26 protein-coding genes and 1 pseudogene are annotated in these 26,441 nt (G+C 69.2%); 18 read left to right on the top strand and 9 right to left on the bottom strand.

The window, feature by feature from the left end:
- Position 1 precedes the first annotated feature (1 nt).
- Both CDO46_RS28820 and CDO46_RS13115 read right to left on the bottom strand, forming a co-directional pair.
- Positions 2 to 967, bottom strand: a pseudogene (locus CDO46_RS28820) (amidohydrolase family protein); the annotation flags it as partial.
- A 173-nt stretch (positions 968 to 1,140) separates the two neighbouring features.
- Positions 1,141 to 1,974 (bottom strand): IclR family transcriptional regulator, encoded by an 834-nt coding sequence (locus CDO46_RS13115; RefSeq protein ID WP_087838910.1) that lies wholly within the window; start codon positions 1,972 to 1,974, stop codon positions 1,141 to 1,143.
- A gap of 184 nt (positions 1,975 to 2,158) precedes the next feature.
- On the opposite strand from CDO46_RS13115, the gene CDO46_RS13120 reads away from it, so the two are divergent.
- From CDO46_RS13120 to CDO46_RS13145, 7 genes are all read left to right on the top strand, one after another.
- Positions 2,159 to 3,133, top strand: coding sequence for a tripartite tricarboxylate transporter substrate binding protein (locus CDO46_RS13120; RefSeq protein WP_087838911.1), 975 nt, complete (start codon positions 2,159 to 2,161; stop codon positions 3,131 to 3,133).
- A gap of 132 nt (positions 3,134 to 3,265) precedes the next feature.
- Positions 3,266 to 3,415, top strand: coding sequence for a hypothetical protein (locus CDO46_RS28370; RefSeq protein WP_165963137.1), 150 nt, complete (start codon positions 3,266 to 3,268; stop codon positions 3,413 to 3,415).
- A 35-nt stretch (positions 3,416 to 3,450) separates the two neighbouring features.
- Positions 3,451 to 4,206 (top strand): Asp/Glu racemase, encoded by a 756-nt coding sequence (locus CDO46_RS13125; protein WP_087839104.1) that lies wholly within the window; start codon positions 3,451 to 3,453, stop codon positions 4,204 to 4,206.
- Positions 4,207 to 4,216: 10 nt separating this feature from the next.
- Entirely contained in the window at positions 4,217 to 4,852 is a 636-nt protein-coding gene (locus CDO46_RS13130) for an isochorismatase family protein (protein WP_087838912.1), read from the top strand.
- The gene (locus CDO46_RS13135; RefSeq protein ID WP_087838913.1) at positions 4,843 to 5,895 is read left to right on the top strand and encodes a 2,5-dihydroxypyridine 5,6-dioxygenase; all 1,053 of its coding nucleotides are present in this window, start codon (positions 4,843 to 4,845) and stop codon (positions 5,893 to 5,895) included. Before CDO46_RS13130 ends, CDO46_RS13135 begins: the two co-directional genes overlap by 10 nt.
- A 33-nt stretch (positions 5,896 to 5,928) precedes the next feature.
- Positions 5,929 to 7,326 (top strand): amidase, encoded by a 1,398-nt coding sequence (locus CDO46_RS13140; RefSeq protein WP_087838914.1) that lies wholly within the window; start codon positions 5,929 to 5,931, stop codon positions 7,324 to 7,326.
- Positions 7,327 to 7,396: 70 nt separating this feature from the next.
- Positions 7,397 to 7,924 (top strand): AAA family ATPase, encoded by a 528-nt coding sequence (locus CDO46_RS13145; RefSeq protein WP_087839105.1) that lies wholly within the window; start codon positions 7,397 to 7,399, stop codon positions 7,922 to 7,924.
- On the opposite strand, the gene CDO46_RS13150 is transcribed toward CDO46_RS13145, so the two are convergent.
- Together CDO46_RS13150 and CDO46_RS13155 are read right to left on the bottom strand one after the other, a co-directional pair.
- A complete protein-coding gene (locus CDO46_RS13150) occupies positions 7,887 to 9,152 on the bottom strand; it encodes an FAD-dependent monooxygenase (RefSeq protein WP_165963136.1) in 1,266 nt (421 codons plus the stop codon). The genes CDO46_RS13145 and CDO46_RS13150 overlap by 38 nt on opposite strands.
- A gap of 213 nt (positions 9,153 to 9,365) precedes the next feature.
- Complete coding sequence (locus CDO46_RS13155; protein ID WP_165963156.1) at positions 9,366 to 10,799, bottom strand: DEAD/DEAH box helicase; 1,434 nt, start codon at positions 10,797 to 10,799, stop codon at positions 9,366 to 9,368.
- A gap of 425 nt (positions 10,800 to 11,224) precedes the next feature.
- On the opposite strand from CDO46_RS13155, the gene CDO46_RS13160 reads away from it, so the two are divergent.
- The 5 genes from CDO46_RS13160 to CDO46_RS13180 all read left to right on the top strand — a co-directional run bounded on the left by CDO46_RS13160 (position 11,225) and on the right by CDO46_RS13180 (position 15,996).
- Positions 11,225 to 11,761 (top strand): cupin domain-containing protein, encoded by a 537-nt coding sequence (locus CDO46_RS13160; RefSeq protein ID WP_087838916.1) that lies wholly within the window; start codon positions 11,225 to 11,227, stop codon positions 11,759 to 11,761.
- A 338-nt stretch (positions 11,762 to 12,099) separates the two neighbouring features.
- Positions 12,100 to 12,993: an alpha/beta fold hydrolase gene (locus tag CDO46_RS13165; RefSeq protein ID WP_087838917.1), complete on the top strand. Its 894-nt coding sequence runs from the start codon at positions 12,100 to 12,102 to the stop codon at positions 12,991 to 12,993.
- Between the two features lie 2 nt (positions 12,994 to 12,995).
- On the top strand, positions 12,996 to 13,796 hold the full coding sequence (locus tag CDO46_RS13170; RefSeq protein WP_087838918.1) for an IclR family transcriptional regulator: 801 nt from the start codon (positions 12,996 to 12,998) through the stop codon (positions 13,794 to 13,796).
- A 28-nt stretch (positions 13,797 to 13,824) separates the two neighbouring features.
- Positions 13,825 to 14,631, top strand: a complete 807-nt coding sequence (locus CDO46_RS13175; RefSeq protein WP_087838919.1) for an aspartate dehydrogenase — start codon at positions 13,825 to 13,827, stop codon at positions 14,629 to 14,631.
- 360 nt (positions 14,632 to 14,991) lie between these two features.
- Positions 14,992 to 15,996: a tripartite tricarboxylate transporter substrate binding protein gene (locus tag CDO46_RS13180; RefSeq protein WP_087838920.1), complete on the top strand. Its 1,005-nt coding sequence runs from the start codon at positions 14,992 to 14,994 to the stop codon at positions 15,994 to 15,996.
- Here CDO46_RS13180 and CDO46_RS13185 read toward each other — a convergent pair.
- Entirely contained in the window at positions 15,983 to 17,248 is a 1,266-nt protein-coding gene (locus CDO46_RS13185; protein WP_087838921.1) for a citrate synthase family protein, read from the bottom strand. The genes CDO46_RS13180 and CDO46_RS13185 overlap by 14 nt on opposite strands.
- An 83-nt stretch (positions 17,249 to 17,331) precedes the next feature.
- On the opposite strand from CDO46_RS13185, the gene CDO46_RS13190 reads away from it, so the two are divergent.
- Together CDO46_RS13190 and speE are read left to right on the top strand one after the other, a co-directional pair.
- Positions 17,332 to 18,423, top strand: coding sequence for a citrate synthase/methylcitrate synthase (locus tag CDO46_RS13190; protein WP_207958625.1), 1,092 nt, complete (start codon positions 17,332 to 17,334; stop codon positions 18,421 to 18,423).
- Between the two features lie 184 nt (positions 18,424 to 18,607).
- On the top strand, positions 18,608 to 19,846 hold the full coding sequence (gene speE / locus CDO46_RS13195) for a polyamine aminopropyltransferase (protein WP_087838923.1): 1,239 nt from the start codon (positions 18,608 to 18,610) through the stop codon (positions 19,844 to 19,846).
- 18 nt (positions 19,847 to 19,864) lie between these two features.
- On the opposite strand, the gene CDO46_RS13200 is transcribed toward speE, so the two are convergent.
- The 4 genes from CDO46_RS13200 to CDO46_RS13215 form a co-directional block, all read right to left on the bottom strand.
- On the bottom strand, positions 19,865 to 20,839 hold the full coding sequence (locus CDO46_RS13200; protein WP_165963135.1) for a tripartite tricarboxylate transporter substrate-binding protein: 975 nt from the start codon (positions 20,837 to 20,839) through the stop codon (positions 19,865 to 19,867).
- Entirely contained in the window at positions 20,836 to 21,606 is a 771-nt protein-coding gene (locus CDO46_RS13205; protein ID WP_087838925.1) for a hypothetical protein, read from the bottom strand. The genes CDO46_RS13200 and CDO46_RS13205 overlap by 4 nt, the downstream gene beginning before the upstream one ends.
- A 95-nt stretch (positions 21,607 to 21,701) precedes the next feature.
- Positions 21,702 to 22,046, bottom strand: a complete 345-nt coding sequence (locus tag CDO46_RS13210; protein WP_087838926.1) for a MarR family winged helix-turn-helix transcriptional regulator — start codon at positions 22,044 to 22,046, stop codon at positions 21,702 to 21,704.
- A 151-nt stretch (positions 22,047 to 22,197) separates the two neighbouring features.
- Positions 22,198 to 23,142, bottom strand: a complete 945-nt coding sequence (locus CDO46_RS13215) for a LysR family transcriptional regulator (RefSeq protein ID WP_243724502.1) — start codon at positions 23,140 to 23,142, stop codon at positions 22,198 to 22,200.
- A 96-nt stretch (positions 23,143 to 23,238) separates the two neighbouring features.
- On the opposite strand from CDO46_RS13215, the gene CDO46_RS13220 reads away from it, so the two are divergent.
- The 4 genes from CDO46_RS13220 to CDO46_RS13235 are packed head-to-tail and all read left to right on the top strand — an operon-like array spanning position 23,239 to position 26,436.
- A complete protein-coding gene (locus CDO46_RS13220; RefSeq protein ID WP_087838927.1) occupies positions 23,239 to 23,877 on the top strand; it encodes an HAD family hydrolase in 639 nt (212 codons plus the stop codon).
- Positions 23,878 to 23,919: 42 nt separating this feature from the next.
- On the top strand, positions 23,920 to 24,897 hold the full coding sequence (locus CDO46_RS13225; protein ID WP_087838928.1) for a tripartite tricarboxylate transporter substrate binding protein: 978 nt from the start codon (positions 23,920 to 23,922) through the stop codon (positions 24,895 to 24,897).
- Positions 24,898 to 24,910: 13 nt separating this feature from the next.
- Positions 24,911 to 26,044 (top strand): DSD1 family PLP-dependent enzyme, encoded by a 1,134-nt coding sequence (locus CDO46_RS13230; protein ID WP_087838929.1) that lies wholly within the window; start codon positions 24,911 to 24,913, stop codon positions 26,042 to 26,044.
- On the top strand, positions 26,044 to 26,436 hold the full coding sequence (locus CDO46_RS13235; RefSeq protein ID WP_087838930.1) for a RidA family protein: 393 nt from the start codon (positions 26,044 to 26,046) through the stop codon (positions 26,434 to 26,436). The genes CDO46_RS13230 and CDO46_RS13235 overlap by 1 nt, the downstream gene beginning before the upstream one ends.
- The last annotated feature ends 5 nt before the right edge of the window (positions 26,437 to 26,441 follow it).

Here is a 26,441-nt window from a genome sequence, read left to right on the forward strand (position 1 = left end):
AGGGGAAGTCGCTGCCCATCAGGATCTGCGTGGCCGGCACCAGCTGGCGCAGCGCCGCCATCGCGGGCGGATTCAGGATGGCGGCCGTGTCGTAGTGCAGGCGCCGGAATTCGTCCATGGCGCGGGTCGGCCAGCGCGGCGCGGTGGGCGAGCCCGCGAACAGCGCGTCGATGCGGCTGGCGAAGCTGGGCAGCGACCCGCCGCCGTGCGACAGGATGAAGCGGATGTCCGGGCAGCGCGACAGCACACCGTTGATGTAGAGGCTGGCGGCACAGCGTGTCGTGTCGGTCGGGTACTCCAGCGACACCTTGGTCTCGGGCACCAGGTTGCCGCAGCAGTTGGCGGCCGTGGGGTGGAAGTAGACCGTGGCCTTGCGCCGGTTCAATTCCTCGAACACCGGGAAGAACGCCGGATCGCCGGCCCAGCGGTCGCCGTAGCTGGTCAGCAGGCCCACGCCGTTGAGCTTGAGCTCGTCCAGCGCATGGGCGATCTCGCGCAGGCTGCCCTCCACGTCGGGCAGCGGCACGGCCGCGAACATGCCGAACCGGCCGGGATGATCGGCGATCATCTTCGCGCCGTATTCGTTGCACTCGCGCGCCAGGCGCCGGCCCTGCGCCACGTCGCCGAAGAACACGCCCGGCGTGGAAATCGACACGATGGCCGTGACCACGCCCTGCCTGTCCATGTCGTCCAGCGACTTGCGCGGCGACCACTTGTCGAACATGTCGGCGGGCGCGCCGGGCGACGAATCGACCACGCCGTCGCGCGCGGCCGCCAGGTAGGCGGGCGGAAAGATGTGATGGTGCGTATCGATGCGATGAGGGGCGGCGCCCTGCGCACCGGCGCGGCCCGACAACGCCAGGCATCCGGCGCACAGCGAGGCGTAGCCCGCCAGTCCCTTCAGCGCGCGCCGGCGGCCCGGCTGCGCGAGCGTCGGCGCGGCGATTGCATGGTGGTCGGTCGGCATTGCCCGGTTCCTCGTTCGGTCATCGACGGGCGCATCTTATGCCGCGGCTCCACGCGTGTCGCATTGCAAATAATCATGGATCTATGAGCAAAAACGGGGGCGGAAAAACGCGGGCGCGAGCGCGTCCGGGCGTCGCGGACGAACGACGGCGACGCGTGGCGACAAGGGGGGAATCAGCCGCGGAACTTCAGGCCCTGGCGAATCTGCGCGGCCAGTTCGGCCAGCCGGGGGCCGACGTGTTCCACCAGGCGCTGGCGATCGACCACATAGGAAGAACCGCCCAGGATCAGGGCCATGGGCGGGTTGCCGTCGTTCAGTTCCAGCGGCACGCCCACGGCGTTGATTTCCTTTTCCCAGTCGCCCAGGGACAGCGTGAAACCACGCGCCTGGTAATCCTTCAGCCCTTCCTGGATGCCCTTCAGGATCCTGGGCCACTGCGCGCCGTAACGGACCTTCTCGGCGGCGAACAGCTTGTCGCGCTCGCCGCGGTCCATGACCGCGATCAAAGCGCGGCCCATGGCGGTCGTCACCAGGGGAGTGCGCGATCCCGATTGCACGCTCATGATCAGCGCGCCGGAACCGCGCGTATGTTCCAGGTACACCGCGTCGGCCTCGTCCCGGTAGCCCAGGGCGCAGCACAGGTTCAATTCTTCGGACACCCGCTCCATCAACGGCTTGGCGACCTGCCGGATGTAGGACCCGGCCATCGCCCAATACCCGAGCGCCAACGCCGACGTGCCCAGTTCGTAGCGGCCGGTCTGCGGCGAACAGGCCAGGTAGCCCAGGCGGGTCAGGGTATAGGTCAGGCGCGACACCGTGGGCTTGGTCAGGCCCGTGCGCTCGGCCAGCTCCTGGTTGCCCAGCGACGTGTCGCCCTGGGTGAAGGCCTTGAGGATGCTCAGCCCCCGGGCCAGCGCGGTCACGAATTGCCTGCCCGGATCCTCGTCGGCATCCGGCTCGGCAAATGGCACCGGGCTGATCGCCCTCGATTGGGAAGTTCCTCTCATCCGAGCTGCTCGCAAACTTCGTTGACACGCGCAAAAGTTGTTGGGTAGGATACCCCAAAAGTTTGCGAAACTTAGTTTCGCATTACGAACCACCAGGGAGACTAGGCCGCCCACGGCCTGGAATGCATAACCGTCCCGCGGGCAGGGGAGCCGCGGGCTTCGTCACGACAATGAAGGGTCGAGCATGAATGTCAAAGCTGTCTTGAAGGCCGCCATCGGGACCATCGCGCTGGCAACCAGCCTGGGCGCCCACGCCGAATGGCCGGAACGCCCCATCACCCTGGTCGTGCCGTGGCCGCCGGGCGGCGGCGTGGATGCGGCCGCGCGCGTGGCCGGTCCCATGCTGGCCAAGCAGCTCGGCCAGCAGGTCGTCGTGGTCAACCGGCCCGGCGCCACCGGCAGCATAGGCGCGGAGTCCGTCGCCAAGGCCGAGCCCGACGGCTACACCTTGCTGTGGAGCTCCCTGACCAGCCATGCGATCTACGCCTCGCTGTACGAACGCTCCACGCCCTTCGACCTGGAGAAAAGCTTCACGCCGGTCTCGGTGTTCGGCAGCATTCCGTTCGTTATCGTGGTCAATCCCGGCGTCAAGGCGAACTCCGTCCAGGAACTCGTCGCGCTGGCCAAGGCCAGGCCGGGCGCGCTGACCTTCGCCTCCAGCGGCAATGGCTCGGTGCAGCATCTGGCCGGGGAAATGTTCAAGCGCGCGGCGGGCGTGGACCTGCTGCATGTCCCGTACAAGGGCATCGCGCCGTCGCTGCTCGACCTGGTGGGCGGCCAGGTGAACATGAGCATCGAAAGCCTGGCGGCCACGCTGCCCCACATCCGCAACCAGAAGCTGCGCGCGCTGGCCGTCGCCTCGCCCGAGCGCATCAGTCTCCTGCCCGACGTGCCGACCGCCGCCGAGGCCGGCCTCAAGGGCTACGACGTCAGCGCCAAGCTGTTCGCGCTGGCGCCCGCCGGCACGCCCGCGTCCGTCATCGACAAGCTCGACCGCGCCTTCAAGCAGGTCTTCTCCGACAAGGCGGTGCAGGAACCGCTGCTGGCCCAGTCCATCATCACGCGCTACGCGTCGCCGGCTGAATCGGCCAAGCTCATCCACGATGAACTGGCCACCTTCAAGACCGTCATCCGCGAAGCCAACATCCGCCCCGAGTGACCGCCAAGATCCGCTACCTTCCCGAGCAGACCGATCCGGCGCACCTGTACAAGCTGGTGGCCGGCCTGGTCGTGCCCCGGCCCATCGCGCCGCAGCTACACCCTGGTCCTGGGCGAGGCCGTCGCCATCCACGTGGATCCCGACGTGGTCGACCCGGAAGGCCGCATCGACATGGCCGCATTGCGCGGCGTGGGGCGGCTGGCCGGCCGCGAATACTGCCGGCTGGGCGATGCCTTCCGCCTGGAACACGATTCGTTCAACCGCTACGGACGGCGGCCATGACCGCGTCCCAAGCCCACCATGGAAACTTCATCGACATGAGCAAGCCGGTGTACCGCATCGGACAGATCGTCCCCAGCTCCAACACCACCATGGAGACCGAGGTGCCGGCCATGTTCCGCGCGCGCGAGACCGTGGCTCCGGAACGCTTCACCTTCCATTCCAGCCGGATGAGAATGATGAAGGTCAACAAGGAGGAACTGGCCGCCATGGACGCGCAGGCCGACCGCTGTGCGGCCGAGCTCAGCGACGCCGCCGTCGACGTCATCGGCTATGCCTGCCTGGTCGCCATCATGTCCATGGGCAAGGGCTACCATCGGGTTTCCGAAGAAAAGCTGACGCGCATCGCCGCGGCGGGCCATCCCGATACGCGGGTCGTGACCAGCGCCGGCGCGCTGCTCAACGGCATCCGGGCGATCGGTGCCCGCAAGGTGTCCGTCGTCACGCCCTACATGAAGCCGCTGACCCAGCTCGTGGTGGACTACATCGAATCCGAAGGCATCGAGGTGCTGGACGCGATCTCGCTGGAGATCGACGACAACCGCGCCGTCGGCAACCGCGACCCGCTGGCCCTGGTGGAAATCGCCGACAGGCTCGATGTCCGGGGCGCCGATGCCATCGTACTGTCGGCTTGCGTGCAGATGCCGTCGCTGGCCGCGATCCCGGAGGTCGAGGCTCGCCGCGGCCTGCCGGTCCTGTCGGCCGCGGTGGCCACGACCTACACCATGCTGCAGCGCCTGGACCTGCCCCGACATGTCCCGCGGGCCGGCGCGCTGCTCAACGGCTCCTATTAGGGCGCGAACGATGAACAACAACGCCGCGGCGGTCTATCGCAAACAGGGCCTGGGCGCCCGCAGTGGCTGGGGCCGGAAGCCGGCCCTGGTCGTGGTCGATTTCGTCAATGGTTTCAACGATCCCGACGTGCTGGGCGGCGGCAATATCCCGGCCGCCATCGCGGCCACGGTCACGCTGCTGGCCGCCGCCCGGCGCGCGAAGCTGCCCGTGGCATTCACCCGCATCGTCTACGCCCCGGGCGCCGACAGCGTCTTCTGCATGAAGATACCGGCCCTGGCCTCGCTGCACGAGGAGAACCCGCAAAGCCACGTCGTCCCGCAGCTGGCAGTCCGGCCCGAGGATGCCGTCATCCGCAAGACTCAGCCGTCGGCCTTCTTCGGCACCGACCTGGCGGGATGGCTGATCCGGCGCGGCGTGGACACCGTGCTGGTGGCCGGCAGCACCACTAGCGGCTGCGTGCGCGCCACCGTGGTGGATGCGATGAGCTTCAACTTCCGCCCCGTGGTGGTGGCCGACTGCGTCGGCGACCGCGCGCTGGCCCCGCACGACGCCAGTCTCTTCGACATCGGCCAGAAGTACGGCGAGGTGCAATCCCTGGCCGAGGTGCTGGCCACGCTCGACACCCTGGAGGCCCCATGCCACTGAGTCCTTCGCAACTGACCCGCTGCTGGACGGAAGTCCTGGAGCTCTCGAAACTGGCCCCCGGCGAGAACGTGCTGATCCTGACCTCGCAGAACTCCGACCCGCGCGTGGTCGATGCCGCCGCCCGGGCGGCCGCCGCGCTGCAGGCGCGGGTGGTCAAGCTGGACATCGCGCCCAACTGGGATACCTGCGAAGTGGGCGCCGATCCCACCGTGGTCAGCGGCGCCTCGCCCATCGACGACGACCCCATGGCGCTGGCCGCGATGAAGGCGGCCGACCTGGTCATCGACACCGTATTCCTGCTGTTCACGCCGGGCCAGCGCGCGGTGCTGGAGTCCGGCACCCGCATGCTGCTGGCCTACGAACCCCCGGAAGTCCTCGCGCGCGTGATGCCGTCGCCGGACGACCGGCGCCGCGTGCTGGCCGCGCGCGACGCCTATGCGCGGGGACGCCGGATCACCGTCACCTCCGCGGCGGGCACGCGGCTGACGGCGTCCATCGGCGCCTATCCGATCACGGCGGAGTACGGCTACGTGGATAGCCCCGGCCGCTGGGACCACTGGCCCAGCGGCTTCGTCGCCCGCCTGCCCGACGACGGCACGGCCGAGGGCGTGGTCGTGCTGGCGCCCGGCGACATCATCCTGCCGTTCAAGAACTACGTGCAGTCACCCATCACCCTCGAGATCGAGCGCGGAACCATCGTGCGCATCTCGGGCGGGCTGGATGCCGAATTCCTGGACACCTACCTGCGCGGCTTCGACGATCCCGACGCCTACGCCGTATCGCACCTGGGCTGGGGCCTGCAGCCCAAGGCCCGCTGGACCTCGCTCGGGCTGTACGACAAGGCGGCCACCATCGGCATGGAAGCCCGGTCGTTCTACGGCAACTTCCTGTTTTCCACCGGCCCCGGCGGCAGCCGCCGCACCAAGGCGCACCTGGACATTCCCATGCGCAAATGCTCGTTCCACGTCGATGGCCAACCCATGGTCGTGGACGGCGACGTCGTGGCCCCCGACCAGCGCGTCGACGGCGCGCGGCCGCAGTAGCGTGCCATCGACCAACCCAGGATTTCCCACAGCATGCCAGACCTGCCGTTCCTATCCCTAGCGCAACTTGCCCGCTCCTTCGAACGCAAGGAAATATCCCCGGTCGAGGCGCTCGAGGCGCAACTCGACCGCATCGCCGCGCTGAACGAACGCATCAACGCGTTCACGATCCTGGATGAAGACCGCGCCCGCGCGGCGGCACGCGCCAGCGAGGCGCGATGGCTGCGCGGGGCGCCGCTCGGGCCGCTGGACGGAGCACCCTTCACCGCCAAGGACAACCTGATGGTGGCCGGGCTGCCCCATCGGCGCGGCTCGCGCGCGATGCCCGCCGATCCCGTGCCGGACACCGCGCCCGCGGTACTGCGCTGCCAGGAAGGCGGCGCGGTGCTGCTGGGCCTGACCACCATGCCGGAACTGGGCGCGGGCCCCGTCACCATCAGCCCACTCACCGGCGCCACCACCAACCCCTGGGACACGAGCAAGCAGGCCGGCGGCTCCTCGGGCGGCGGCGCGGCCTCGGTGTCGGCCGGCTTCTGCCCCTTCGCGCTGGGTTCCGACGCGGGCGGATCGCTGCGCATCCCCGCGGCCCTGACCGGCGTGGTTGGCTTCAAGGCCACTGGCGGCCTGGTACCCATGTATCCGCCCAACGTGGCCGGCGGCCTGTCCTGCGTCGGCCCGCTGGCCCGCAACGTGCGGGACACCGCCACGGTGCTGGACATCATCGCCCGGCCCGACGCGCGGGACGCCATGGCGCTGCCTTGGCGGCCCGACAGCCTGGGCGGAAATCTCGAACAGGGCGTGCGCGGCAAGCGCGTCGCCCTCAGCCTGACCCTGGGCTACGCCCCCCGGGTGGATCCCGAGATCGCCGGGGCCTTCCGGCAGGCGGGGCAACGCCTGGCGGCGCTCGGCGCCATCGTCGAGGAAGCCGATCCTGACATCGACAACCCTATCGACGACTACCTGGTCCTGCTGCAGGCGGGATACCGGTACGCGCTGCAGCACATGCCGGCGGAGCGGCGCGCGCTGCTGTCGCCCGTCATGGCGGGCATCCTGGAGGACGGCGCCGGCCTGGCGCTGGAGGACTACATGGGCGCGCAAGCGCGCTGCCAGGACCTGGCACGGCGTCTGCACGCCTTTCACCAGCGCTTCGACCTGCTGCTGACGCCCACCGTCGCGGCCCCCGCCTTCGACGCGAACCTGAGCTATCCGAAGGAATTCGAGGAATTTCCCAACCGGCGCGCCTGGACGCCCTACACCTCGCTGTTCAACCTGACGCAGCAGCCCGCCATCAGCATCCCGATGGGACTGACCGCCGCCGGCCTGCCCATGGGCCTGCACATCGCCGCACCGCGGGGCCACGATGCCCAGGTATTGCAAGCGGCGCACGCGCTGGAGGCGGTGTTGGGATTCGAGGCACGCCCGCCGATCTGATCTCCGCCGGACTGGCCAGTGCGCACGCCATCGAATAAAAAGGTGCCTGGATGTGAAGGACACCTTTTTCATGAAGCTTGCGAGCCTGGGGCCGCGCATCTGCATCGTCGGGCCCTCCAACAGCGGGAAGTCCACGCTGGCCGAGGCGATCGCCCGCAAATGCGCCCTGGAGCCGGTCCACCTCGACCGGCTCTACCACCTGCCCCACACTGACTGGGAACCCCGCCCCACGCAGGAATTCACCGCCCTGCACGACGCGGCCATCGCAGGCGAGCGCTGGGTCATGGACGGCAACTATTCCAGCTGCATGCCGCAGCGCCTGCGGCGCGCCACCGGCGTGATCCTGCTGGACATCTCCACGCCGCTGAGCCTGCTGCGCTACCTGCGCCGGACCTGGTTCGAGCGCGACCGTCGCGGCGCCCTGGACGGCGGCCGCGACAGCGTCAAGTGGGCGATGATCCACCATATCGCCGTGGTCACGCCGCGCAACCGCCGACGCTATGTCGAGATGATCGAAGGGCTCGACCTGCCCACGGTGATGCTGCCGTCGGCGGCGGCGATCAGGCGATGCTATCGGCGGTGGGAGCTGGCACGCTAGCGGACACGGTGCCCAGCTTCGCGGCCACGGCCTCCCGACAATCGTAGCTGTACAGCCAGTCGACCCGGCGCCATTTCTCCTGGCTGTTGGTCAGAGCGGCCCAGCGGAACTTCAGGTTGCGCATGAACTTCTTCAGCGGATCGGTCTGGTGGAACATGCGACCCGCCTCGCGCGAGCCCAGTTGCACGCGCGCCGTGCGCGCGGTGCGCAGCTCCTCGTAGGCCTTGAGCGCGGCGGCCGGATCGTGCGGCAGCCCGGCCAGGCACAGCGCCAGCACAAGGCCGTCCTCGATACTTTGCGAACCGCCCTGCGACAGGAAAGGCACCATGGGATGGGCCGCGTCGCCCAGCAGCGTCACCCGGCCCCGGGTCCACACCGGCCAGGGATCGCGGTCGTACAGCGCCCACTTGAACACCTCGTCGGTCGCCTCTATCAGGCCACGCACGATGGGGTGCCAGCCTTCGAACTCCTTCAGCACCTCGGCCTTGTCGCCGCGCGCCGACCACGATTCGAGCCGCCATTCCCCCGCCGGCACGATACCTATCCAATTGATGCGCCGGCCCGCCGACACGTAGTAGTTCACGAAGTGCCGGTGCGGCCCCCACCAGGCGTTGACGTTCTTCTCGATGCCCAGGTGGCGGGCGCGGTCCGCATCCGCCATGCCCCGCCAGGCAAGCAGCCCGGTGAAGCGCGGATCCTGCCCTTCCAGCAACTGGCCGCGCACGACCGAGTGCACGCCGTCGGCCCCGACCAGCACGTCGCCTTCCACGGTCTCGCCCGACTCCAGCACCACGCGCACACCCGCCGCGTCCTGCGCATACGTCTTGACGCGCTGCGCCAGCCGCACGTTCTCGCGCCCGTACGCATCGATCAAGGCATTGTGCAGATCGGCGCGGTGCACATGGTAGTAGGGCGCGCCGTAGCGCTGCGCGCACTCCGGCCCCAGCGGGAAATCGCGGATGGTGCGGCCGCTGGCCCAGTCGCGCGACCGGGTGGCAAGCGGCGCCACCGCCACGGCTTCCAGCGCCGGGGCGATGCCCAGGTCGTGCAGGACCTTGACGGCATTGGGGCCGAGTTGGATGCCCGCGCCGACCTCCTTCAGTACCGCTGTCTGTTCCAGCACCTCGACGTGGCGAAAGCCCAGTTTCCTGAGAGCCAGGGCCGTCGTCAGCCCTCCTATGCCCGCGCCGGCGATCAGGATGCGCGGTTGGTCGTATGAGGCTTTCATGCGTGCTGTTTCTCGCTGTAGGACATGGGGTGATGACCGGATACGATATGTTCGCATTGCGAAACTAAGTTTCGCAAATAGTGTACGAGCGTAGCCAAGCGGCGTCAACGCGGTAAGAGCCCGATACGGAACGCGGACGAAATGAAAGCGGAGAGAAGAAAACGATGGCACGCGCCGCCGAACCGCGCAGGCAGTCCGGCGGCGCGGGGAGACTCAGCCCTGGGGCTTGGGCGTGAAGAGGGCGGGGCGGCGGGCGCCGCCGTTGCGGGCTTCGCCGGCGGGGCGCGCCGCGCCCTGGGAAGCCGGCGCGGCATGGCGCGGCTGGGCTGGCCGGGCCTGGCTGGGTTGGGACGCGGCCGGCCGGCTGGCCGGGCCTTGCCCGCGCGCGGCGCCCTGTCCACGGCCACTCCCGGACGGCTGGCGGCCGCCTGAACCATGTGCTGACTGTCCACGACCGCCGTCACGCGGCGCGCCCTGGCGTCCCTGGCCTTGGCGCGGCGCATGCGAGCGCGGCGGGCGTTCGGCGCGCTCGTCGCGATCGGGCGCCGACACGGTGAAGGCGGGCAGGGGCTCTCGATCGATCTTGCGCTTGATCAGCTTCTCGATGTCGGCCAGCAGCTTGCCTTCCTCGCCGTCGACCAGGGACACCGCCGCGCCCGTCGCACCCGCGCGGCCGGTGCGGCCGATGCGGTGCACGTAGTCCTCGGGCACGTTGGGCAGTTCGAAATTCACCACCTGCGGCAGTTGGTCGATGTCCAGGCCGCGCGCCGCGATGTCGGTCGCCACCAGCACTTCCACCGAGCCGTCCTTGAATCCGGCCAGCGCCTTGGTGCGGGCGGACTGGCTCTTGTTGCCATGGATGGCGGCGGCGGGAACGCCGTCCTTGACCAGTTTCTCGGCCAGGCGATTGGCGCCGTGCTTGGTGCGCGTGAACACCAGCACCTGCTTCCAGCCGTTGCTACGCACCAGGTGGCTGAGCAGGTCGCGCTTCTGTTCCTTCTGCACCAGCAGCACCGACTGACGCACCAGCTCGGACGCGGTGTTGCGCCGCGCGACCGAGACCTCGCCCGGATCGTTCAGCACGCCCTTGGCGAGCGCGCGGATGTCATCGGAGAAGGTGGCCGAGAACAACAGGTTCTGGCGCTTGGCCGGCAGCAGCGCGAGGATCTTGCGGATGTCGCGGATGAAGCCCATGTCCAGCATGCGGTCGGCTTCGTCCAGCACCAGGATCTCGACGCCGGACAGGTCCAGCGTCTTCTGGCCCACGTGGTCCAGCAGGCGGCCGGGGGTGGCGACCAGGATGTCCACCGGCTTCTTCAGCGCGCTGATCTGCGGATTGATGTTCACGCCGCCGAACATCACCATGGATTTAAGCGGCAGGTACTTGCCGTAGATCTGGACGGATTCCTCGACCTGCGCGGTCAGTTCGCGCGTGGGCGTCAGGATCAGGCAGCGCGGCCGGCCCGGGCGCATCTGCGCGGGCCGGTTCGACGACAGCAGGTGCAGCAGGGGCAGGGTGAAGCCCGCGGTCTTGCCGGTGCCGGTCTGCGCGGCGGCCAGCAGGTCGCCGCCCTTGAGCACCTGGGGAATGGCCTGGGCCTGGATGGGGGTGGGATGGGTATAGCCGGCATCGGCGATGGCGCGCATCAGCGGCTCGGCCAGGCCGAGGTCGGCAAACGAAATATCGGAAGTAATCAAGACAACTCCAGCGACGGCCCGTCGCTCAAGCTGAGTGACTCCAATCGAGGCTGACGTACGTATTAACTGGGGATAGGCCGGCCGGAAAACGGCTGTCCGGGTGGAGCCCGGAAGACATGGCGCGCGGCGCCTGGCCGGATGCACGCCTGGATTGGAGCCAGGCGCGAGCCGCGATTGTACCCGGTAATGGCGACCTAGTGTTTACCCTAGTGACGATTTCACCAAGAGGGCGTATATTTACCCTTGTTTCACTATTAAATCCGCGTTTTAAATATAAAACGCGTGGCAGTGACAGCGAACACACCGCGGCGGGCCCTCCCGGACCCGCCTCCACCCGCTCTCGCGGCGCCTAGCCGCCCATGCAGGAGTACACCATGACGGATATGTCCGAACAACAGCAAGTCGCCCGCAGCTGGGACCGCCCCGAAGGCGCTGACTTCGAGACCTGGATGAACTCGCGCGTCGCGCGGTTCTCGACCCGTAAGTACGACTGGGATGCCCTGAAGTTCCAGGCCGACTTCGATCCCAAGTACCGCCGTGCGCAAATGCGCTATGTCGGCACGGGCGGCACCGGCGTCGCCGCCGATTCGAACACCGTGCCTTCCGAGCACTTCACGTTCTCGACCATGGTGATCCCGGCCGGCCACGAAGGCCCCCCGCACCTGCACACCGACGTCGAGGAAATCTTCTTCGTCATCCGTGGCAAGCTCAAGGTGATCCTGGAGAAGGACGGCGAGCGCTTCGAAACCATCCTGACCGACCGCGACCTGGTGTCGGTTCCCCCGGGCGTGTACCGCGAGGAAATCAACATCGGCGACGAAGACGCCCTGATGTGTGTGATGCTGGGCGCCAAGAAGCCCATCACCCCGACCTACCCGCCCGAGCACCCGCTGGCGAAGATCAAACGGTAATAGGCCCCCCTACGCGCTTACGCGCGCCCCCCAAGGGGGCGATGCGGGTGGACCGGCGGAGCCGGATCCACCGCATCCTGGGTCTAGTGCCGCTCTCTTGGGTTGTGGCACCGTTGCTATCGCTGGCTGCCAGCGGTAGCAACGATGTGGCGTACCAAGAAACCGGTACTAGACCCAGGGCGCCGCGGATCCGGCTTTGCCGGTCCGCCAGCGCCGCCCCTCGAGGGGAGCGGCCATAGGCCGCGTGGGGTGGGCTTTCCCTCCGGTCCGCCAGCGCCGCCCCCTTGAGGGGGCCCGCGTAAGCGGGTACGGGGTGGATTTTTTCTGGATTTAGGACGATGCAGACCGATACGTTGGCGCCGGAACCGTCGCCGGAAACGCTGGAGTTGCTCAATAGCCGTTTCGCCGAAAAATCGGTGCAAACGGCCGGGGGCGTGCAGTGTTATCGCGAGGCGGGCACGCCGGGCGCGGACGGCATGGCCATCGTGCTGTTGCATGGCATCGGCTCGGGCGCGGGCTCGTGGCTGCATGCGGCGCTGAAGTTGGCCGAACGCGCGCGCGTGGTCGCCTGGGACGCTCCGGGCTACGGCAATTCGGCGCGGCTGGCGCCGGCCTCGCCGGGCGCGGAAGACTATGCCGGTCGGCTGGACCAGATGCTCGATGCGCTGGGCATCGATCGCTGCGTGCTGGTCGGCCATTCGCTCGGCACGCTCATGGCCACCGCCTATGCGCATGACCTGGGCAAGCAGCGGGTCGCGCGCCTGGTGCTGCTGAGCCCCACGCGCGGCTACGGCAATCCCGCGCTGGCCGAGCGCCAGGAAGCGGTGCGCGCCGAGCGGCTGCGCACGCTGGAACAGGTCGGCATCGCCGGCATGGCGCGCACGCGCCCGGCCAAGATGCTGTCGTCCGAACCCAGCGCCGAGGCCCTGGCCTGGGTCCGCTGGAACATGGAGCGCCTGGATACCGCCGGCTACCGCCAGGCGATCGAGATGCTGTGCAATGCCGACATGGCCGCCTACGCGCCGGCCGCGATGCCGGTCGAGGTCCATTCCGGCGACCAGGACACCGTCACGATCCCGGCCAACTGCCGCGCCATCGCCGAGATGTTCGGCGCGCCCTACGGCTCCATCGCCGTGGCCGGCCACGCCTGCCACATCGAGCGGCCGGAGGCCGTCGCGGCCATACTGGAAGGCGCGCACGCCGCGGCCATCGCCGACGCCACGCCCCGCTGACCATGAACGACGCCGCCATCAGCGAAGACATTCCCGAGCGCTACATCGTCCCGGGCCTGGAGCGAGGCCTGCGGCTGCTCAGCCACTTCAGCCGCCAGAACCGGACACTGTCGGCGCCCGAGTTCGCTCGAAAGATGGGGCTTCCACGCTCCACCGTGTTCCGGCTGCTGACCACGCTGGAAGCGCTGGGCTTCATCGAGCGCACCGAGGGCGGACGCAACTACCGCCTGGGCATGGCGGTGCTGAGCCTGGGCTTCGAATACCTGGCCTCGCTGGAGCTGACCGAACTGGGATCGCCGCTGCTGCAGCGCCTGCGTGACGAGATCGGCTATTCGTGCAACCTGGTGGTGCGCGACGGCCGTTCCATCGTCTACGTGGCGAAGGTCTCGGCGCCCACGCTGTTCCCCAGCGCGGTCAACCTGGGCACGCGCCTGCCCGCGCACGCCACCGTGCTCGGCCGCGTGATGCTGACCGACCTGGACCATCGGGAAATGAGCGAGCTCTATCCCGACGAGGAACTGGAAGTCTATTCGCCCAGCACCCCGTCCACCCTGACCGCGCTGCAGGGCCTGCTGGCGCAGGACCGGGCCAATGGCTACGCCATGGGCGCCGGCTTCTACGAACCCAGCATCACCAGCATCGCCACGCCGGTGCGCGACCACACCGGCCGCGTGGTCGCGGCGCTGGGCGCCGCCCTGCCGTCGTCGCGCGTCGAGCAAGCGCGCGTATCCGAGCTGATCGGCCGCGTGCGCGGCACCGCCGACGAGCTGTCGCGCCTGCTCAACTATTCACCGTCCCATTGACCGGGCAACGCATCGCCCAGGAGCCAACATGCTACGAATCACGATGATAGGGTCGGGGGCCATCGGCCTCTCCGTCCTGTCGCTGCTGAAGAACGATTCCGACGTGTCGATCGACAGCGTCATCGTCGCCCCCGACACGCTGGACCAGGCCCGCGAGCAGGTCGCCGCGATCGCTCCCAAGGCCCAGGTCGTGACCGGCCTGGCCGAGGTCGCCCAGCGCCCCGACCTGCTGGTCGAATGCGCCGGCCACGGCGCGCTGCGTGCCCACGTGCTGCCCGCGCTCGAACAAGGCATCCCCTGCGTGGTGGTGTCCATCGGCGCGCTGTCGGATGTCGAACTGGCGCGCCAGCTGGAAGATGCCGCCAAGCGCGGCAAGACCCAGGTGCAGCTGCTGTCGGGCGCCATCGGCGGCATCGACGCGCTGGCCGCGGCCAAGATCGGTGGCCTGGACTCGGTGGTGTACACCGGCCGCAAGCCGGCCCTGGCCTGGAAGGACACGCCGGCCGACGGCCAGTTCAAGCTCGAGGCGCTGACCGAGCCCACGGTGATCTTCGAAGGCCCCGCCGGCGAAGCCGCCCGGCTCTTCCCGAAGAACGCCAACGTCGCCGCCACGCTGTCGCTGGCCGGCCTCGGCCTGGACCGCACCCAGGTGCGCCTGATTGCCGACCCCTCCAGCAAGGAAAACGTGCACCACGTGGAAGCCAGCGGCGCCTTCGGCAGCTTCGAGATCACCATGCGGGGCAAGCCGCTCGCGGCCAACCCCAAGACTTCCGCCCTGACTGTCTATAGCGTCGTGCGCGCCATCGGCAATCAGGCGCATGCAGTGGCCATATAACCCCCCTACGCGCTGACGCGCGCCCCCCAGGGGGCGATGCGGGTGGACCGGCAAAGCCGGATCCACCGCATCCTGGGGTAACAATAGGCAGACGGAGAACAGTGTTTTTCTTGTCGAGGCCTATATGCGAGAGGGTCGGAGGAGCAGATCCATCTCGCCCTGTCTGAAGCTCATTACTCGGCGTAAGACTGAGCTCGGTCAGGTTATTCAAGGCGGGAAAAACGCCATTTTCCGCCAGCCTGGTTTTACCCCTGGGCGCCGCGGATCCGGCTTTGCCGGTCCGCCAGCGCCGCCCCCTTGAGGGGGCGCCCGTCAGGGCGTAGGGGGTGGGCACTTATTGTCATGGAGTAGTAGTTCATTATGTTTAAGACTAGCACTCGCCTGGCTGCCGGCGCGCTGTTCGCGGCGGTCGCCACCGCTTCTTTCGCCCAGGCTCCCGCGGCCGACGACGCCGCCGCCAAGGCCTCGCTCAAGCACGGCCAGTTCCGCATCATCGCCCCGTTCCCGCCGGGCGGCCCCGTCGACGTGCTGGCCCGCCTGCTGGGCACCGGCCTGCAGAATGAATACGGCCAGAGCGCCGTCGTGGACAACCGTCCCGGCGCCAACGGCAACATCGGCATCGACGCCGTCAAGCGCGCCGCCGGCGACGGCCACACGCTGCTGGTCGTGCCGGCCGGCAACATGACCATCAACCCGACGCTGATGGCCAACCTGCCTTACAACGTGGACAAGGACTTCACCGCGGTTGCGATGATGGCCAAGGCGCCCAACGTGGTCGCCGTGTTCCCCTCGGTTCCCGCCAAGAACATCCAGGAACTGATCGCGCTGACCAAGTCCAAGCCCGGCACCATGGCCTACGGCTCGCCCGGCGTGGGCAGCGGCCTGCACCTGGCCGGCGAACTGTTCAAGGAAGCCACCGGCGCCGACCTGCTGCACGTTCCGTACAAGGGCACGACCCAGGCGCTGAATGACGCGCTGGGCGGCCAGATCCAGGTCATCTTCGGCGCGCTGCCGACCCTGATGCCCCAGATCAAGTCCGGCAAGCTGCGCGCGCTGGCCCTGACCGGCTCCGAGCGTTCGCCCATCATGCCCGAGATCCCCACCCTGGCCGAGACCGGCGTGAAGGGCGTGAACGTGGTGTCGTGGTATGGCCTGTACGTGCCCAGCTCGACGCCGGCCAACATCTCGGGCCAGCTCGCGCGCGACGTGACCAAGATCCTGAACGAACCCGCCACGCTGGAGACGTTGAAGGCCCAGGGCCTGGAGCTGTCGCCGCTGCGCCTGGAAGCCTTCCGCAAGTTCCAGGCCGACGAGACCAAGACCTGGGAAAAGGTGATCAAGTCGCAAGGCATCACCGCCGGCTGACGAGCGCTTCGGGGCTTGCGCCCCGCACATGCATCACCGACGACCCCTCGCCCCGGCGAGGGGTTTTGTTTTTGCGCCGCGGCCCGGCGTGGCCCGCTTCGGGCGGGGGTCCGACATAGCGGGCCCGCGGCCGGATCAGGTGGCCGGACCCGGCCTGCTCCAGCGCGTGGGCCAGCCATCCCACGCAACGTCCCATGGCGAACAGCGCCAGGGGCGCGTGCGGCGGCAGGTCGTGCACGTCGGCCAGCACCGCCAGCGCGAAATCGATATTGGGCGATTCGCCCACCAGCCGCTCGACCTGGCGCGCAAGATGCCGGTAGGCGGCCGGCACGGCCAGGCTATCAAGCAGCGCGGCCGCGCGGGGATCGCCTTCGGGATACAGCGGATGCCCGAAGGCCGGGAATCCCTGTCCCAGCCGCAGTCGCTCGCGCACCTCGGTCTCCATGTCGCCGCCGGCCGCCGCATCCATCCACGCCTTCAGGGCCATGGGCGCGCGGCCATGCAAGGGGCCGGTCAGGGTGGCCAGTCCAGACAGCACGCCCGCCGCCAGGCTCGCGCCGGTCGAGATCGCGACGCGCGCGGCGAAGGTGGAAGCATTGAGTTCATGGTCCGCCATCAGGCACAGCGCCTGGCGGATGGCGGGCTCGGCGCGCGGCCGCTCCCACGCGGCGGCCACCTGCTCGCTGATGGTGCCGCCCGCGCGCAGTACCCGCGCGCCGAACATCGCTCCGGCCAGCGTTGCCAGCACGGCCCGCGCCTCGTCCTTCAAGGCCGCGGCCGCCCGGCCATGCGTAGGCAGGTCGGCGGCGGCGCGCGTGGCCATGGCAACCAGCCCCAGGTGCACGGCGCCGGCTTCGTCCCGTGCCGGCGCCGCGCGCGCACGCGTTCCGGCCATGCCAGGCGCCGCATCGGCGTCCCACAGCAGCCTGGCCACGTCTTCGAGCTGGCTGCCCCGCGCAAGCTCGACGGCGTCCAGGCCGCGGTACCACAACTGGCCATCCTGGACGGTGGAAACGGCGGAGGGCAGCACCGGCGCTCCCCATTCCAGCGTCTCGCCCGCGATGGCTTGCGCATTGCGCTGGCCACGCGGCCGGCCCGCCATGCGCACCACGTCGTCGCGATGATAGAGGCTGCGGCGCGGGTCCTTGCCGTCGCGCTTGCAGCGGACCTTGCCCCGGCTGACATAGGCATACAGCGTCTGCGCGCGCACCCCGGTCAGTTCGATCGCTTCCTGCGCCGTCATCCAGGCCATGGCTTGCCTTTATATTGACAAAATAAATCAAGATTGACGTCAATACTATTGCATACCAACATCCAGCCAGCAACAAGGAGAGCATGATGACGATTGGTCTGGATGATGTGATTGCGGCGGAAACGGTGCTGTCGGACGTGGACGGCCTACAGGGCAGGCTGGTCATGCGGGGCCGCTCGCTGGACGACCTTGCCGGGCACGCCGGCTATGAGGCGGTGATGGCGCTGCTGTTCGACGGATTCTTCGAGCGCGCCCCGGCCTCGTGGCAGGCGGCGCTGGGCGCGGCGCGCCGGGAAGTGTTCGAACATCTGTCCTTCGCCGATCCGGCGTTGGTCGCTCAGGAGCCCATCGACGCGATGCGCGCCCTGACCGCCAGGATCGCCGATGGCGACGAACCCGCGACCGCACTGCGGCTGGTGGCGGCACCGGCGGTGTTCACGACCGGCCTGGTCCGGCTGCGCAACGGCCTGCGTCCCATTGCTCCGGATGCCAGCCTCGGCCACGCCGCCGACATCCTGCGCATGGCCGGACTTCCCGCGGAGCCTCTGCAGGCCCGCGCGCTGGACACGTACCTGGTTACCGTGGCCGATCATGGCCTGAACGCATCCACGTTCGCGAGCCGGGTCGTCGCATCCACCCGCGCCGGGCTGGTGTCGTCGGTGCTGGCGGCCATCAGCGCCCTGAAGGGCCCCTTGCACGGCGGCGCGCCCGGACCCGTGCTGGACATGCTCGACGCCATCGGACGAGCGGACCATGCGCGCGCATGGCTGGAGGCCGCGCTGGACCGCGGGGACAGGCTGATGGGCTTCGGACACCGGGTCTATCGGGTCCGCGATCCGCGCGCCGACGCGCTCAAGGCCGCCTTGGGCCCGCTGCTCCGGGACGGCCGCGCCGACCGCGAACGCGCCGCGCTCGCGCAGGCGATCGAAGCGGCGGCCCTGGATACGCTGCGCCGGCGCAAGCCCGGCCGCGCCCTGGAGACGAACGTGGAGTTCTACACCGCGCTGCTGCTGGATGCGCTGGGATTCCAACGCGATACCTTCACCTGCGTCTTCGCGATGGGGCGCGTCGCCGGATGGATCGCGCATGCGCGCGAGCAGGCCTCGACGGGACGCTTGATCCGCCCGCAGTCCCGCTACGTGGGCCCGCCGGTAGGCGAGGCGCAAGAACGCTGACGCATGGACGTCGCGGCTCCTCGTCTCGCGCATCCTGGTGGGTTGGGGTAGACTCGGCCATTTTGCCCAGCCGTTCCGCAAGGAACGGGCCGTTGTCACTCGAATCGGAGGCCGTTGGTCTTCCGGGCTTTCGTTGTGCCCATCCCCTTGGTCGCAAGACTCTTTTCCAAGGAGCATCGACACCATGCAAGGCCTGCACCTTACCGCAGATCTTTATCACTGCGCCTGCGAGTCCGCCCTGATGACGGACTCCGACACGCTGGCGCGCCTTTGCCGCCGCCACACGCTCGAAGCCGGCCTTACGCTGGTCGACGAAAAGTGGCACACCTTCCCCGACTTCCAGGGCCAGCCCGGCGGCGTGACGGGCATGCTGCTGCTGGCCGAATCGCACCTGGCCGTCCATACCTGGCCGGAACGAAACGGCGTGACGCTGGACGTCTATGTCTGCAACTTCCAGGAAGACAATTCGCGCAAGGCCGAGGCCCTCATGAAGGCCATCGTGGAAGCCTTCCGGCCGAGCGACATGCAGCGCCAGCATCTGAACCGCGGCGACGTCGACGGGCCCGCGGACGCGGGCGAACTGGTGCTCGAGGACGTGGCCGGCCAGGCGTACTTCGGCTTCCGGTTCGAGCGCCGCATCCTCAACCGTCAGACCGCGTACCAAAGACTGGAACTGCTGGAGTCGGCAACGCTGGGCCGCACCCTGCGACTGGACGGACGCTACATGACGTCCGAGGCCGAGGAATTCTTCTATCACGAAGCCCTGGTGCATCCGGCCGCCACGGCGCATCCCGCGCCCCGGAACGCCCTCATCATAGGCGGAGGCGACGGCGGCGCGCTGGAGGAATTGCTCAAGCACCGCGGCATCGAACGCGTCACGCTGGTCGACCTGGACGGCGAGGTCATCGACGCGGCACGCCGCTACCTCGAGAAGATCCATCGGGGCGCCCTGGACGATCCACGCGCCACGGTACTGGTCGAGGACGGCGTTGCCTTTCTCGCACGCACGTCCGACCGCTACGACCTGATCCTGCTGGACCTGACCGATCCGGACACGCCGGCCGGCCCGCTCTACACGCCCGGATTCTTCCGCCGTTGCAAGCACGCCCTCGCGCCCGGGGGGGCGCTGGTGCTGCACATGGGCTCGCCCTTCCACCAGCCCGAGCAGGTTCGCGAGCTTTGCGGCACGCTGCGCGGCCAGTTCGCGCACGTGCGGCCCTACGGCGTGCACATCCCGTTGTACGGCACGTACTGGGGCCTGGCGGTGGCGTCGGATGCGCTGGACCCGGACACGGTGCCGGGCGAGACGATCCACGCCCGCCTGGAGGAACGCCGGATCGGCGACCTGGAGTACTACAACGCGCGGGTGCACGGCGCGCTGTTCGCGCTGCCGAACTTCTACCGCCGGCTTACCGCGAACTGAGCCGCGCGCTGGCGCCCGTCATTGCTTGACCCACCCCGAGGCGGCAATGATGGGCTCCCATTGCTCCAGCTCCGCCGCAATGCGCTGCCGCAAGGCCGACGGCGAGCCCGGCCGGGGATCGAACACCACCGCCGCCATGCGCTCGCGCACCTTGGGCACGTCCAGCGCCTTGTTCAACGCGGCGTTGTAGCGGGCGATCAGGGGTTGCGGCGTTCCGGCCGGCGCGAACAGGCCGACCCAGAAATCCAGCCGCAGCGGATAGCCCGACTCGGCGGCCGTGGGGATCTCGGACAGCAGCCCGGAGCGGCGCTCGCCCGTCACGGCGATCACGCGCAGCTTGCCGGCGCGATGGAACTCCAGGAAATCGCCCAGCGCCGTGATGCCCGCCGCGATGTGCCCGCCGGCCAGGTCCTGGACCATGGGCACCGAACCGCGATAGGGCACCGCGGACAGCGGCAGTTTCTGCGACCTCGCCAGCGCGTCCAGCTGGAATTGCGGCTTGCTGCCAGGCGCGGACACGCCCACGCCGCCCGACGCCGGATGGGCCTGCACGTAGCGCATCAGGCCGGGCAAGTCCTTGATGCCGCTAGCCTGGCTGACGGCCAGCGCGCCCGCGTAGTCGGCCACCATGCCGACCGGCGCGAAATCCGTCCGGCTGTCGAAGCCGGGCCTGGCCACGGTCAGTGGCACGATGACGGCGGTGTGGTCGGGCGCGACCATCAGCGTGCGGCCATCCGGCGCGGCACGCTTGAGCGCCTGGGCCGCCAGTTGTCCGCCGGCGCCGGCCAGGGTCTCGACCACCACGGGCACTCCCAGGTCGCCCTGCATCTGCTCGGCCACCAGCCGCGCGACCACGTCTATGGTGCCGCCGGCGGGAAAGCCGACCAGTATCCTGACCGGCCCCGGCACCTCGGGGCCGGCGGCCGCGACGGCGCAAGGCAGCGCCAGCAGGGTCGTGGCAAGCAGGTGACGCAATGCGCGCAGCGATTTCATGAGGCACTCCGGGTGGATGACAGCAGCACCTGGCGCGACACGCGCCGGGCATCGACTTCTATCTCGATGTCGCGCACCGGCGGCCGTACCCAGTGCCATTCCAGCCCGCCCGCCAGCAGGCCGCGGCGCGCGAACTCCGACGCGATGGCCGGATACAGGTCATGGACGGTGTACAGGTTCATGCCCGTGACATCGTGCGCCGACATCCCCAGCGCGTCGAATCGCGATTGCAGGTCGCCCAGCGCGAAGCGCAGCTTGTCGAGCAACGCGTCGGGCGAGGTTTCCCCCAGCCGCACGATGCTTGCGCGGTAGTTGGGCCGGTCCGGGCATTCGGCCGCGCCCGAGGTCACGAAGTCGGGCGGACCCTCCGTTTGCGCGGGCACGGTATAGCTGAACGCGTAGAAACCCGGTTCGGCGGGCGCATCGGCCTCCGGTATCAGGTTGCAGCGCGCGACGGGATTGGCCTCGTCCTTGAAAAGCCCCCATTCGGCCAGCGGCTGCACGTAGCGGCGATTGAAGGCGATGAACTCGGGCTCGCTCATGGGCGCGGGCGAGCGCAGTTCGCAGGCGCAGAGCGCGGCAGGCGGCCGGCCCACGGCGGCCAGGTGGTCGCGGATGCGGGCGAAGCCCTCGGCCAGCGGCACCGGCCGGGCAAAGCGCGCACGCTCGATGACATGGCCCGCGTCGGCGATGACGGCGGCGCTGTACTGGAATCCCCCTGGCAGGTAGCGATAGTTGCCGGGAGCGAATGCAATGAGTTCCGCCATGGATGCGAGCCCTTCGTCGAAGACATGCGATGCCGCATTTAATACGAATACGTAGTTTCTTGCGATCAGGAAAATCCCGGAAACGCCGGCGGCTGCTAGTCATCGAAACCCAGCATCTTGCGCAGCAGGGCGGTAAGCTGTTCGCGTTCGTCCTTGTCCAGCCGCTGGGCCAGCCGGGCCTGGTAGCGGGGCGCGACCGCGACCGAGGCCGCCATGACCTCGCGGCCGGTTTCCGTCAGGTCCAGGCAGAAGGTTCGCCGGTCGGTTTCCGAGCGGCGGCGGACCAGGTAGCCCTTGGCGGCGGTGCGCGCCACGAGATCGCTGCACGTGTTCAAGTCCAGCCCGATGGCCTGCGCGACCTGGCTTTGCGAGGCGCCGGGCATCTGGTGGACGGCCACCAGCAGCGCCATCTGGCGTGACGTCGCGCCCTCGTCGGACATGCTGGCGAACAGCGCCTCGGCCTCGAAATGGGCGCGGCGCAGCAGATGGGGGAGATGGCGGCGCAGGTCGAAATGCTTGGGGGATTTCAGGGCGGGCCTCCGGGTGGCAATGCGCAGGCATTGTAGAGGACGGGTCCGGGCGTTCGCGCCGTCATGCCGCGCGCCATGGCGGCCGGGGCCGGAAGGCCTTCTTCAGCATGTCGACGAACAAGCGGGCCCGTGCCGAGGCGATGCGCGACTGCGGCACCAGCGCCGTCACGTCGGCGTCGGGCAGCCGATGACGCGGCAGCAACGCCACCAGCGATCCGTCGGCCACCGCGGAGGCGACGTCCCATTCCGAGCGCACCATGATGCCCCGCCCGGCCAGGCACCACTGGCGGATGACTTCGCCGTCGTTGCTTTCCATGGCCGGATGCACGCGCACCGTGTGCAGGCGGGGTTCGCCCCTGCCTTCGCGCTGGGTGAAGCGCCACAACGTCACGTCCTCGTCGTTCTCGCGCAGCACCAGGCAGGCGTGGCGCGCCAGGTCGGCAGGACTGTCGATGGGGGGCGCGCCGCGCAGATAGGCCGGCGCGGCGCACAGGATGCGCCGGTTGGGCGCGAGGCGGTGCGCCACCCAGCGCGAATCGGGCATCTCGCCGATGCTGACCAGCACATCGAAGGCATCGCGTCCGTGCACGGGCTGGCTGGGCAGCATGAGGTTGTCGGACAGAAAGAGCTGGACCTCGACCTGCGGATGGCTGGCTCGAAACGCATCCAGCAGCGGCGCGAGATGCCGGCGGCCGAAACCGAACGGCCCATGCACCTTCAGCTTGCCCGCCACCACCTGGCTGCGCTGCTGCAAGGCTTCCTCGATGGCCTGCATGCGTTCGATGACTCCGGTGGCATGCTGGGCCAGCAGGTGTCCCTCGTGCGTCAGCTGCAGGCGGCGCGTGGTGCGCATTGCCAGCCGCACGCCCAGCCGCGCCTCGAGCTGGCCGAGGCGCTTGGTGACCGCGGGCGGAGTGACGTTCTCCTCGCGCGCCAGGGCGGCCAGGCTGCCTACCCGGTCCAGCGCCAGGACGAAGCGCAGGTCGTCGATGTCCAGCTTCATCATTAACCTTTTGGTGAATGAAGAAATTCTATTCCATTAACCACAGATGACCTTGGGGCTCCTACACTGGCCATCACTCACCGACCTTGCCCGACTGCCATGACCCGCCAATACGACTTCGTCCTGTTCGACCTGCTGACCGCGCTGCTGGACTCCTGGACGCTGTGGAACAGCGCCGCCGGCGGCGAGGAAGCGGGCCGCGCCTGGCGCGCCGCCTACCTGAAGCGAACCTATGCCTGCGGCGCCTACCGTCCCTACGAAACCCTGGTGCGGGAAGCCGCGGCCGAGACCGGCCTGCCGCTGGCCGTCGCCGACGCGCTGGAGGAACGCTGGTCCGAACTCGCCCCCTGGGACGGCGTGGCGACGGTGCTGGAAAGCCTGCGCGGCACGCACCGCCTGGGCGTGGTGACCAATTGCTCGGAACGGCTGGGCCACCTGGCCGCCGGCCTCCTGAACGTTCCCATGGACGTGGTCGTGACCTCGGAACGGGCCGGTTACTACAAGCCCGATCCCCGCCCCTACCGCATGGCGTTGCAGGAACTGGGCGCCCGGCCCGGCAACACGCTATTCGTGGCCGGGTCGGGCTACGACCTCTTCGGCACCTCGGCTGTCGGCATGGACACCTTCTGGCACAACCGCGTAGGCCTGGCGCTGCCCGACGGCGCGCCGGCCGCGCGCCAGGAAGCGCACGGCATCCTGCCGGTGCTGGAACTCGCCAACAGCCCCCGGCGCGGCTGACAACCCCAACGCCGCCGGACCTTTCCCCTTCCAGGAGTCCCCATGAGAATCGCCGCCATCGCCGCGGGGGCGCTGTTCGCGCTCGCCGCCACCTCTTCCGCCCGCGCCCAGGCCTGGCCCGAGAAGCCCATCACCCTGATCATGCCCTTCCCCGCGGGCGGTCCCAGCGACGCGCTGGGGCGGGCCGTGGCGGCCAGGCTGGGGCCTCGGCTGGGCGTCCCGGTCGTGGTCGAGAACGTCGGCGGCGCAGGCGGCTCGATCGGCATGCAGAAGCTGGCGCGCGCCGCCGCCGACGGCTATACCATAGGCTTCGGCACCATAGGCACGCATGCGGCCAACATGATCATGTATCGCAAGCCGCTGTACGACGCACGCAAGGATTTCGAACCCCTGGGCCAGGTCGGGTCGGCCCCGCTGTTGCTGCTGGTCAAGCAGAGCCTGCCGGTCAACGACTTCCCGCAGTTCGCCGACTACCTCCAGGCCCACAAGACCACGATGTCGTACGGCAGCGCGGGCGTAGGCTCGATCGCGCACCTGGCCTGCCTGCTGCTGCTGAGCGACATGAAGGCCGAAGTCATGCACGTGCCCTACAAGGGCGTGGCGCCCGCCATGACCGGACTGATGGGTGGCGAGACCGACTTCATGTGCGACCAGACCACTACCTCGCTGGCTCAAGCGGCCAGCGGACGCGTGCGCGCCGTGGCCGTGCTGACGCGCGAACCCTTCCCCGGCCTGCCCAAGGTCGCCACGGCGCAAAGCAGCGGCAGGACCACCATCGACTTCCGCTCGTGGAACGCGCTGTTCGCGCCCCGCGGCACGCCACCCGCCATCGTGGACAAGCTCAACGCCGCCATCAACGACGCCCTGGCCGACCCCGCGCTGGTCAGGCAGATGCGCGACGTGGGCGTGGAATTCCCCGCCCGCGCCGACAATACGCCCGGCCACCTCGCCCGGCTGGTGGACAGCGAGATCGCCCGCCTGCGCCCCATACTCCAGGCCAAGAACGTCTACATCGATTGAACCCAGGCACATCATGCAACTGAACGAACTCGAAACCCCGGTCCTGGTGCTGGACCGGAACAGGATGGACCGCAACATCGCGCGGCTGCGCGAGCGGCTGGCTCCCTTCGGCGTCGCGCTGCGGCCGCACGTCAAGACCAACAAGTCCGCCGACGTCGCTCGGCGCCTGGGTCCGCCCGGCACACCCATCACCGTCTCCACGCTGAAGGAAGCCGAATACTTCCTGGACCACGGCTGGACCGACATCCTCTATGCCGTCGGCATAGCCCCTTCCAAGCTGCCCCACGTGGAGCGCCTGGCGCGGCGGGGAGCCAGGCTGACGCTCATCCTGGACAACGCCGAGGCGGCGGTGGCCACCAGCGCCTACGCGCGCGACCACGGGCTGGAACTACCCGTGCTGGTCGAGATCGATACCGACGGACACCGGTCCGGCGTCAAACCCGAGGACCCGGCGCTGCTGGAGATCGCCGCCCGCCTGTCCGCGCGCGAAGGCGAGGGCGCCTGGGTCGCGGGCGTGCTGGCCCATGCCGGCGATTCCTACAACTGCCGCTCCACCGAGGCCATCGTCGCCATGGCCGAGCAGGAGCGCGCGGGGGCGGTCCGGGCCGCGCAGCGCCTGCGCGAGGCCGGCCACGCGGCGCCGGTGGTCAGCGTGGGCAGCACCCCCACCGCGCATTTCGCGCGCTCGCTGGACGGCATCACCGAAGTGCGGGCCGGCGTGTTCGTGTTCTTCGACCTGGTCATGAACGGCCTGGGCGTCTGCCGGACCGACGACATCGCCCTGTCCGTGCTGTGCACCGTGATCGGCCATCAAGAGGAAAAGGGCTGGCTGATCACCGACGCGGGCTGGATGGCCATGTCGCGCGACCGCGGCACGGCCCGGCAACCGGTGGACCAGGGCTATGGCCTGGTGTGCGACCTGGATGGCAAGCCGCTGCAGGACCTGATCATGATCGATGCGAACCAGGAACACGGCATCGTCCGCCACCGCGCCGACCCCGCCGCCACGCCCATGCTGCCGGTGGGCACCCTGCTGCGCATCCTGCCCAACCACGCCTGCGCCACCGCCGCCCAGCACGGCGCCTATGCCGTGGTGGCGGGAGACACCCGCGTCGAGGCCCGCTGGCCGCGCTTCGGAGGATGGTGATGGGCGAGGTCGCGTCACCGGCCGTGGCGGGTCTTGCCGCGCCGCGCGGCCATTACTCGCACGTGGCCACGGGCGGTGGCCTGGCCTTCGTATCGGGACAACTGCCGCTGGACGCCTCGGGCGAACCGCGCGCCGACCTGCCGCTGGACGAGCAGGCCGCCCTGGCCCTGTGCAACGTCGAAGCCGCGCTGGCCGCGGCGGGCTGCGGCTGGCGCGACGTGATGAAGGTCACCGTCTACCTGGCCGGGGTGGAACATTGGCCGGCCTTCGACCAGGCCTATCGCCGGATGCTGGGCGATGCGCGGCCGGCGCGGGCGGTCGTGCCCGTGCCGGCGCTGCACTATGGCGTGCTGGTGGAGGTCGAGGCCGTGGCGCTGCGGCCCGCGCCATAGCCGTC

Source organism: Pigmentiphaga sp. NML030171 (assembly GCF_002188635.1).
Lineage (GTDB): Bacteria > Pseudomonadota > Gammaproteobacteria > Burkholderiales > Burkholderiaceae_B > Pigmentiphaga > Pigmentiphaga daeguensis.

What these genes read in the sequence shown, in the direction of transcription:
- CDO46_RS13180 (WP_087838920.1), top strand. Translation starts at nt 14,992, where the DNA reads ATGTTTAAGACTAGCACTCGCCTGGCTGCCGGCGCGCTGTTCGCGGCG.
- CDO46_RS13130 (WP_087838912.1), top strand. Translation starts at nt 4,217, where the DNA reads ATGAACAACAACGCCGCGGCGGTCTATCGCAAACAGGGCCTGGGCGCC.
- CDO46_RS13210 (WP_087838926.1), bottom strand. Translation starts at nt 22,046, where the DNA reads ATGTCCGACGAGGGCGCGACGTCACGCCAGATGGCGCTGCTGGTGGCC.
- CDO46_RS13235 (WP_087838930.1), top strand. Translation starts at nt 26,044, where the DNA reads ATGGGCGAGGTCGCGTCACCGGCCGTGGCGGGTCTTGCCGCGCCGCGC.
- CDO46_RS13115 (WP_087838910.1), bottom strand. Translation starts at nt 1,974, where the DNA reads ATGAGAGGAACTTCCCAATCGAGGGCGATCAGCCCGGTGCCATTTGCC.
- CDO46_RS13225 (WP_087838928.1), top strand. Translation starts at nt 23,920, where the DNA reads ATGAGAATCGCCGCCATCGCCGCGGGGGCGCTGTTCGCGCTCGCCGCC.
- CDO46_RS13135 (WP_087838913.1), top strand. Translation starts at nt 4,843, where the DNA reads ATGCCACTGAGTCCTTCGCAACTGACCCGCTGCTGGACGGAAGTCCTG.
- CDO46_RS13125 (WP_087839104.1), top strand. Translation starts at nt 3,451, where the DNA reads ATGAGCAAGCCGGTGTACCGCATCGGACAGATCGTCCCCAGCTCCAAC.
- CDO46_RS13165 (WP_087838917.1), top strand. Translation starts at nt 12,100, where the DNA reads ATGCAGACCGATACGTTGGCGCCGGAACCGTCGCCGGAAACGCTGGAG.
- CDO46_RS13175 (WP_087838919.1), top strand. Translation starts at nt 13,825, where the DNA reads ATGCTACGAATCACGATGATAGGGTCGGGGGCCATCGGCCTCTCCGTC.
- CDO46_RS13170 (WP_087838918.1), top strand. Translation starts at nt 12,996, where the DNA reads ATGAACGACGCCGCCATCAGCGAAGACATTCCCGAGCGCTACATCGTC.
- CDO46_RS13160 (WP_087838916.1), top strand. Translation starts at nt 11,225, where the DNA reads ATGACGGATATGTCCGAACAACAGCAAGTCGCCCGCAGCTGGGACCGC.
- CDO46_RS13185 (WP_087838921.1), bottom strand. Translation starts at nt 17,248, where the DNA reads ATGGCCTGGATGACGGCGCAGGAAGCGATCGAACTGACCGGGGTGCGC.
- CDO46_RS13220 (WP_087838927.1), top strand. Translation starts at nt 23,239, where the DNA reads ATGACCCGCCAATACGACTTCGTCCTGTTCGACCTGCTGACCGCGCTG.
- CDO46_RS13200 (WP_165963135.1), bottom strand. Translation starts at nt 20,839, where the DNA reads ATGAAATCGCTGCGCGCATTGCGTCACCTGCTTGCCACGACCCTGCTG.
- CDO46_RS13150 (WP_165963136.1), bottom strand. Translation starts at nt 9,152, where the DNA reads ATGAAAGCCTCATACGACCAACCGCGCATCCTGATCGCCGGCGCGGGC.
- CDO46_RS13190 (WP_207958625.1), top strand. Translation starts at nt 17,332, where the DNA reads ATGATGACGATTGGTCTGGATGATGTGATTGCGGCGGAAACGGTGCTG.
- CDO46_RS13205 (WP_087838925.1), bottom strand. Translation starts at nt 21,606, where the DNA reads ATGGCGGAACTCATTGCATTCGCTCCCGGCAACTATCGCTACCTGCCA.
- CDO46_RS13215 (WP_243724502.1), bottom strand. Translation starts at nt 23,142, where the DNA reads ATGATGAAGCTGGACATCGACGACCTGCGCTTCGTCCTGGCGCTGGAC.
- CDO46_RS13155 (WP_165963156.1), bottom strand. Translation starts at nt 10,799, where the DNA reads ATGCGCGCCATCGCCGATGCCGGCTATACCCATCCCACCCCCATCCAG.
- CDO46_RS13140 (WP_087838914.1), top strand. Translation starts at nt 5,929, where the DNA reads ATGCCAGACCTGCCGTTCCTATCCCTAGCGCAACTTGCCCGCTCCTTC.
- CDO46_RS13120 (WP_087838911.1), top strand. Translation starts at nt 2,159, where the DNA reads ATGAATGTCAAAGCTGTCTTGAAGGCCGCCATCGGGACCATCGCGCTG.
- CDO46_RS13230 (WP_087838929.1), top strand. Translation starts at nt 24,911, where the DNA reads ATGCAACTGAACGAACTCGAAACCCCGGTCCTGGTGCTGGACCGGAAC.
- speE (WP_087838923.1), top strand. Translation starts at nt 18,608, where the DNA reads ATGCAAGGCCTGCACCTTACCGCAGATCTTTATCACTGCGCCTGCGAG.
- CDO46_RS13145 (WP_087839105.1), top strand. Translation starts at nt 7,397, where the DNA reads ATGAAGCTTGCGAGCCTGGGGCCGCGCATCTGCATCGTCGGGCCCTCC.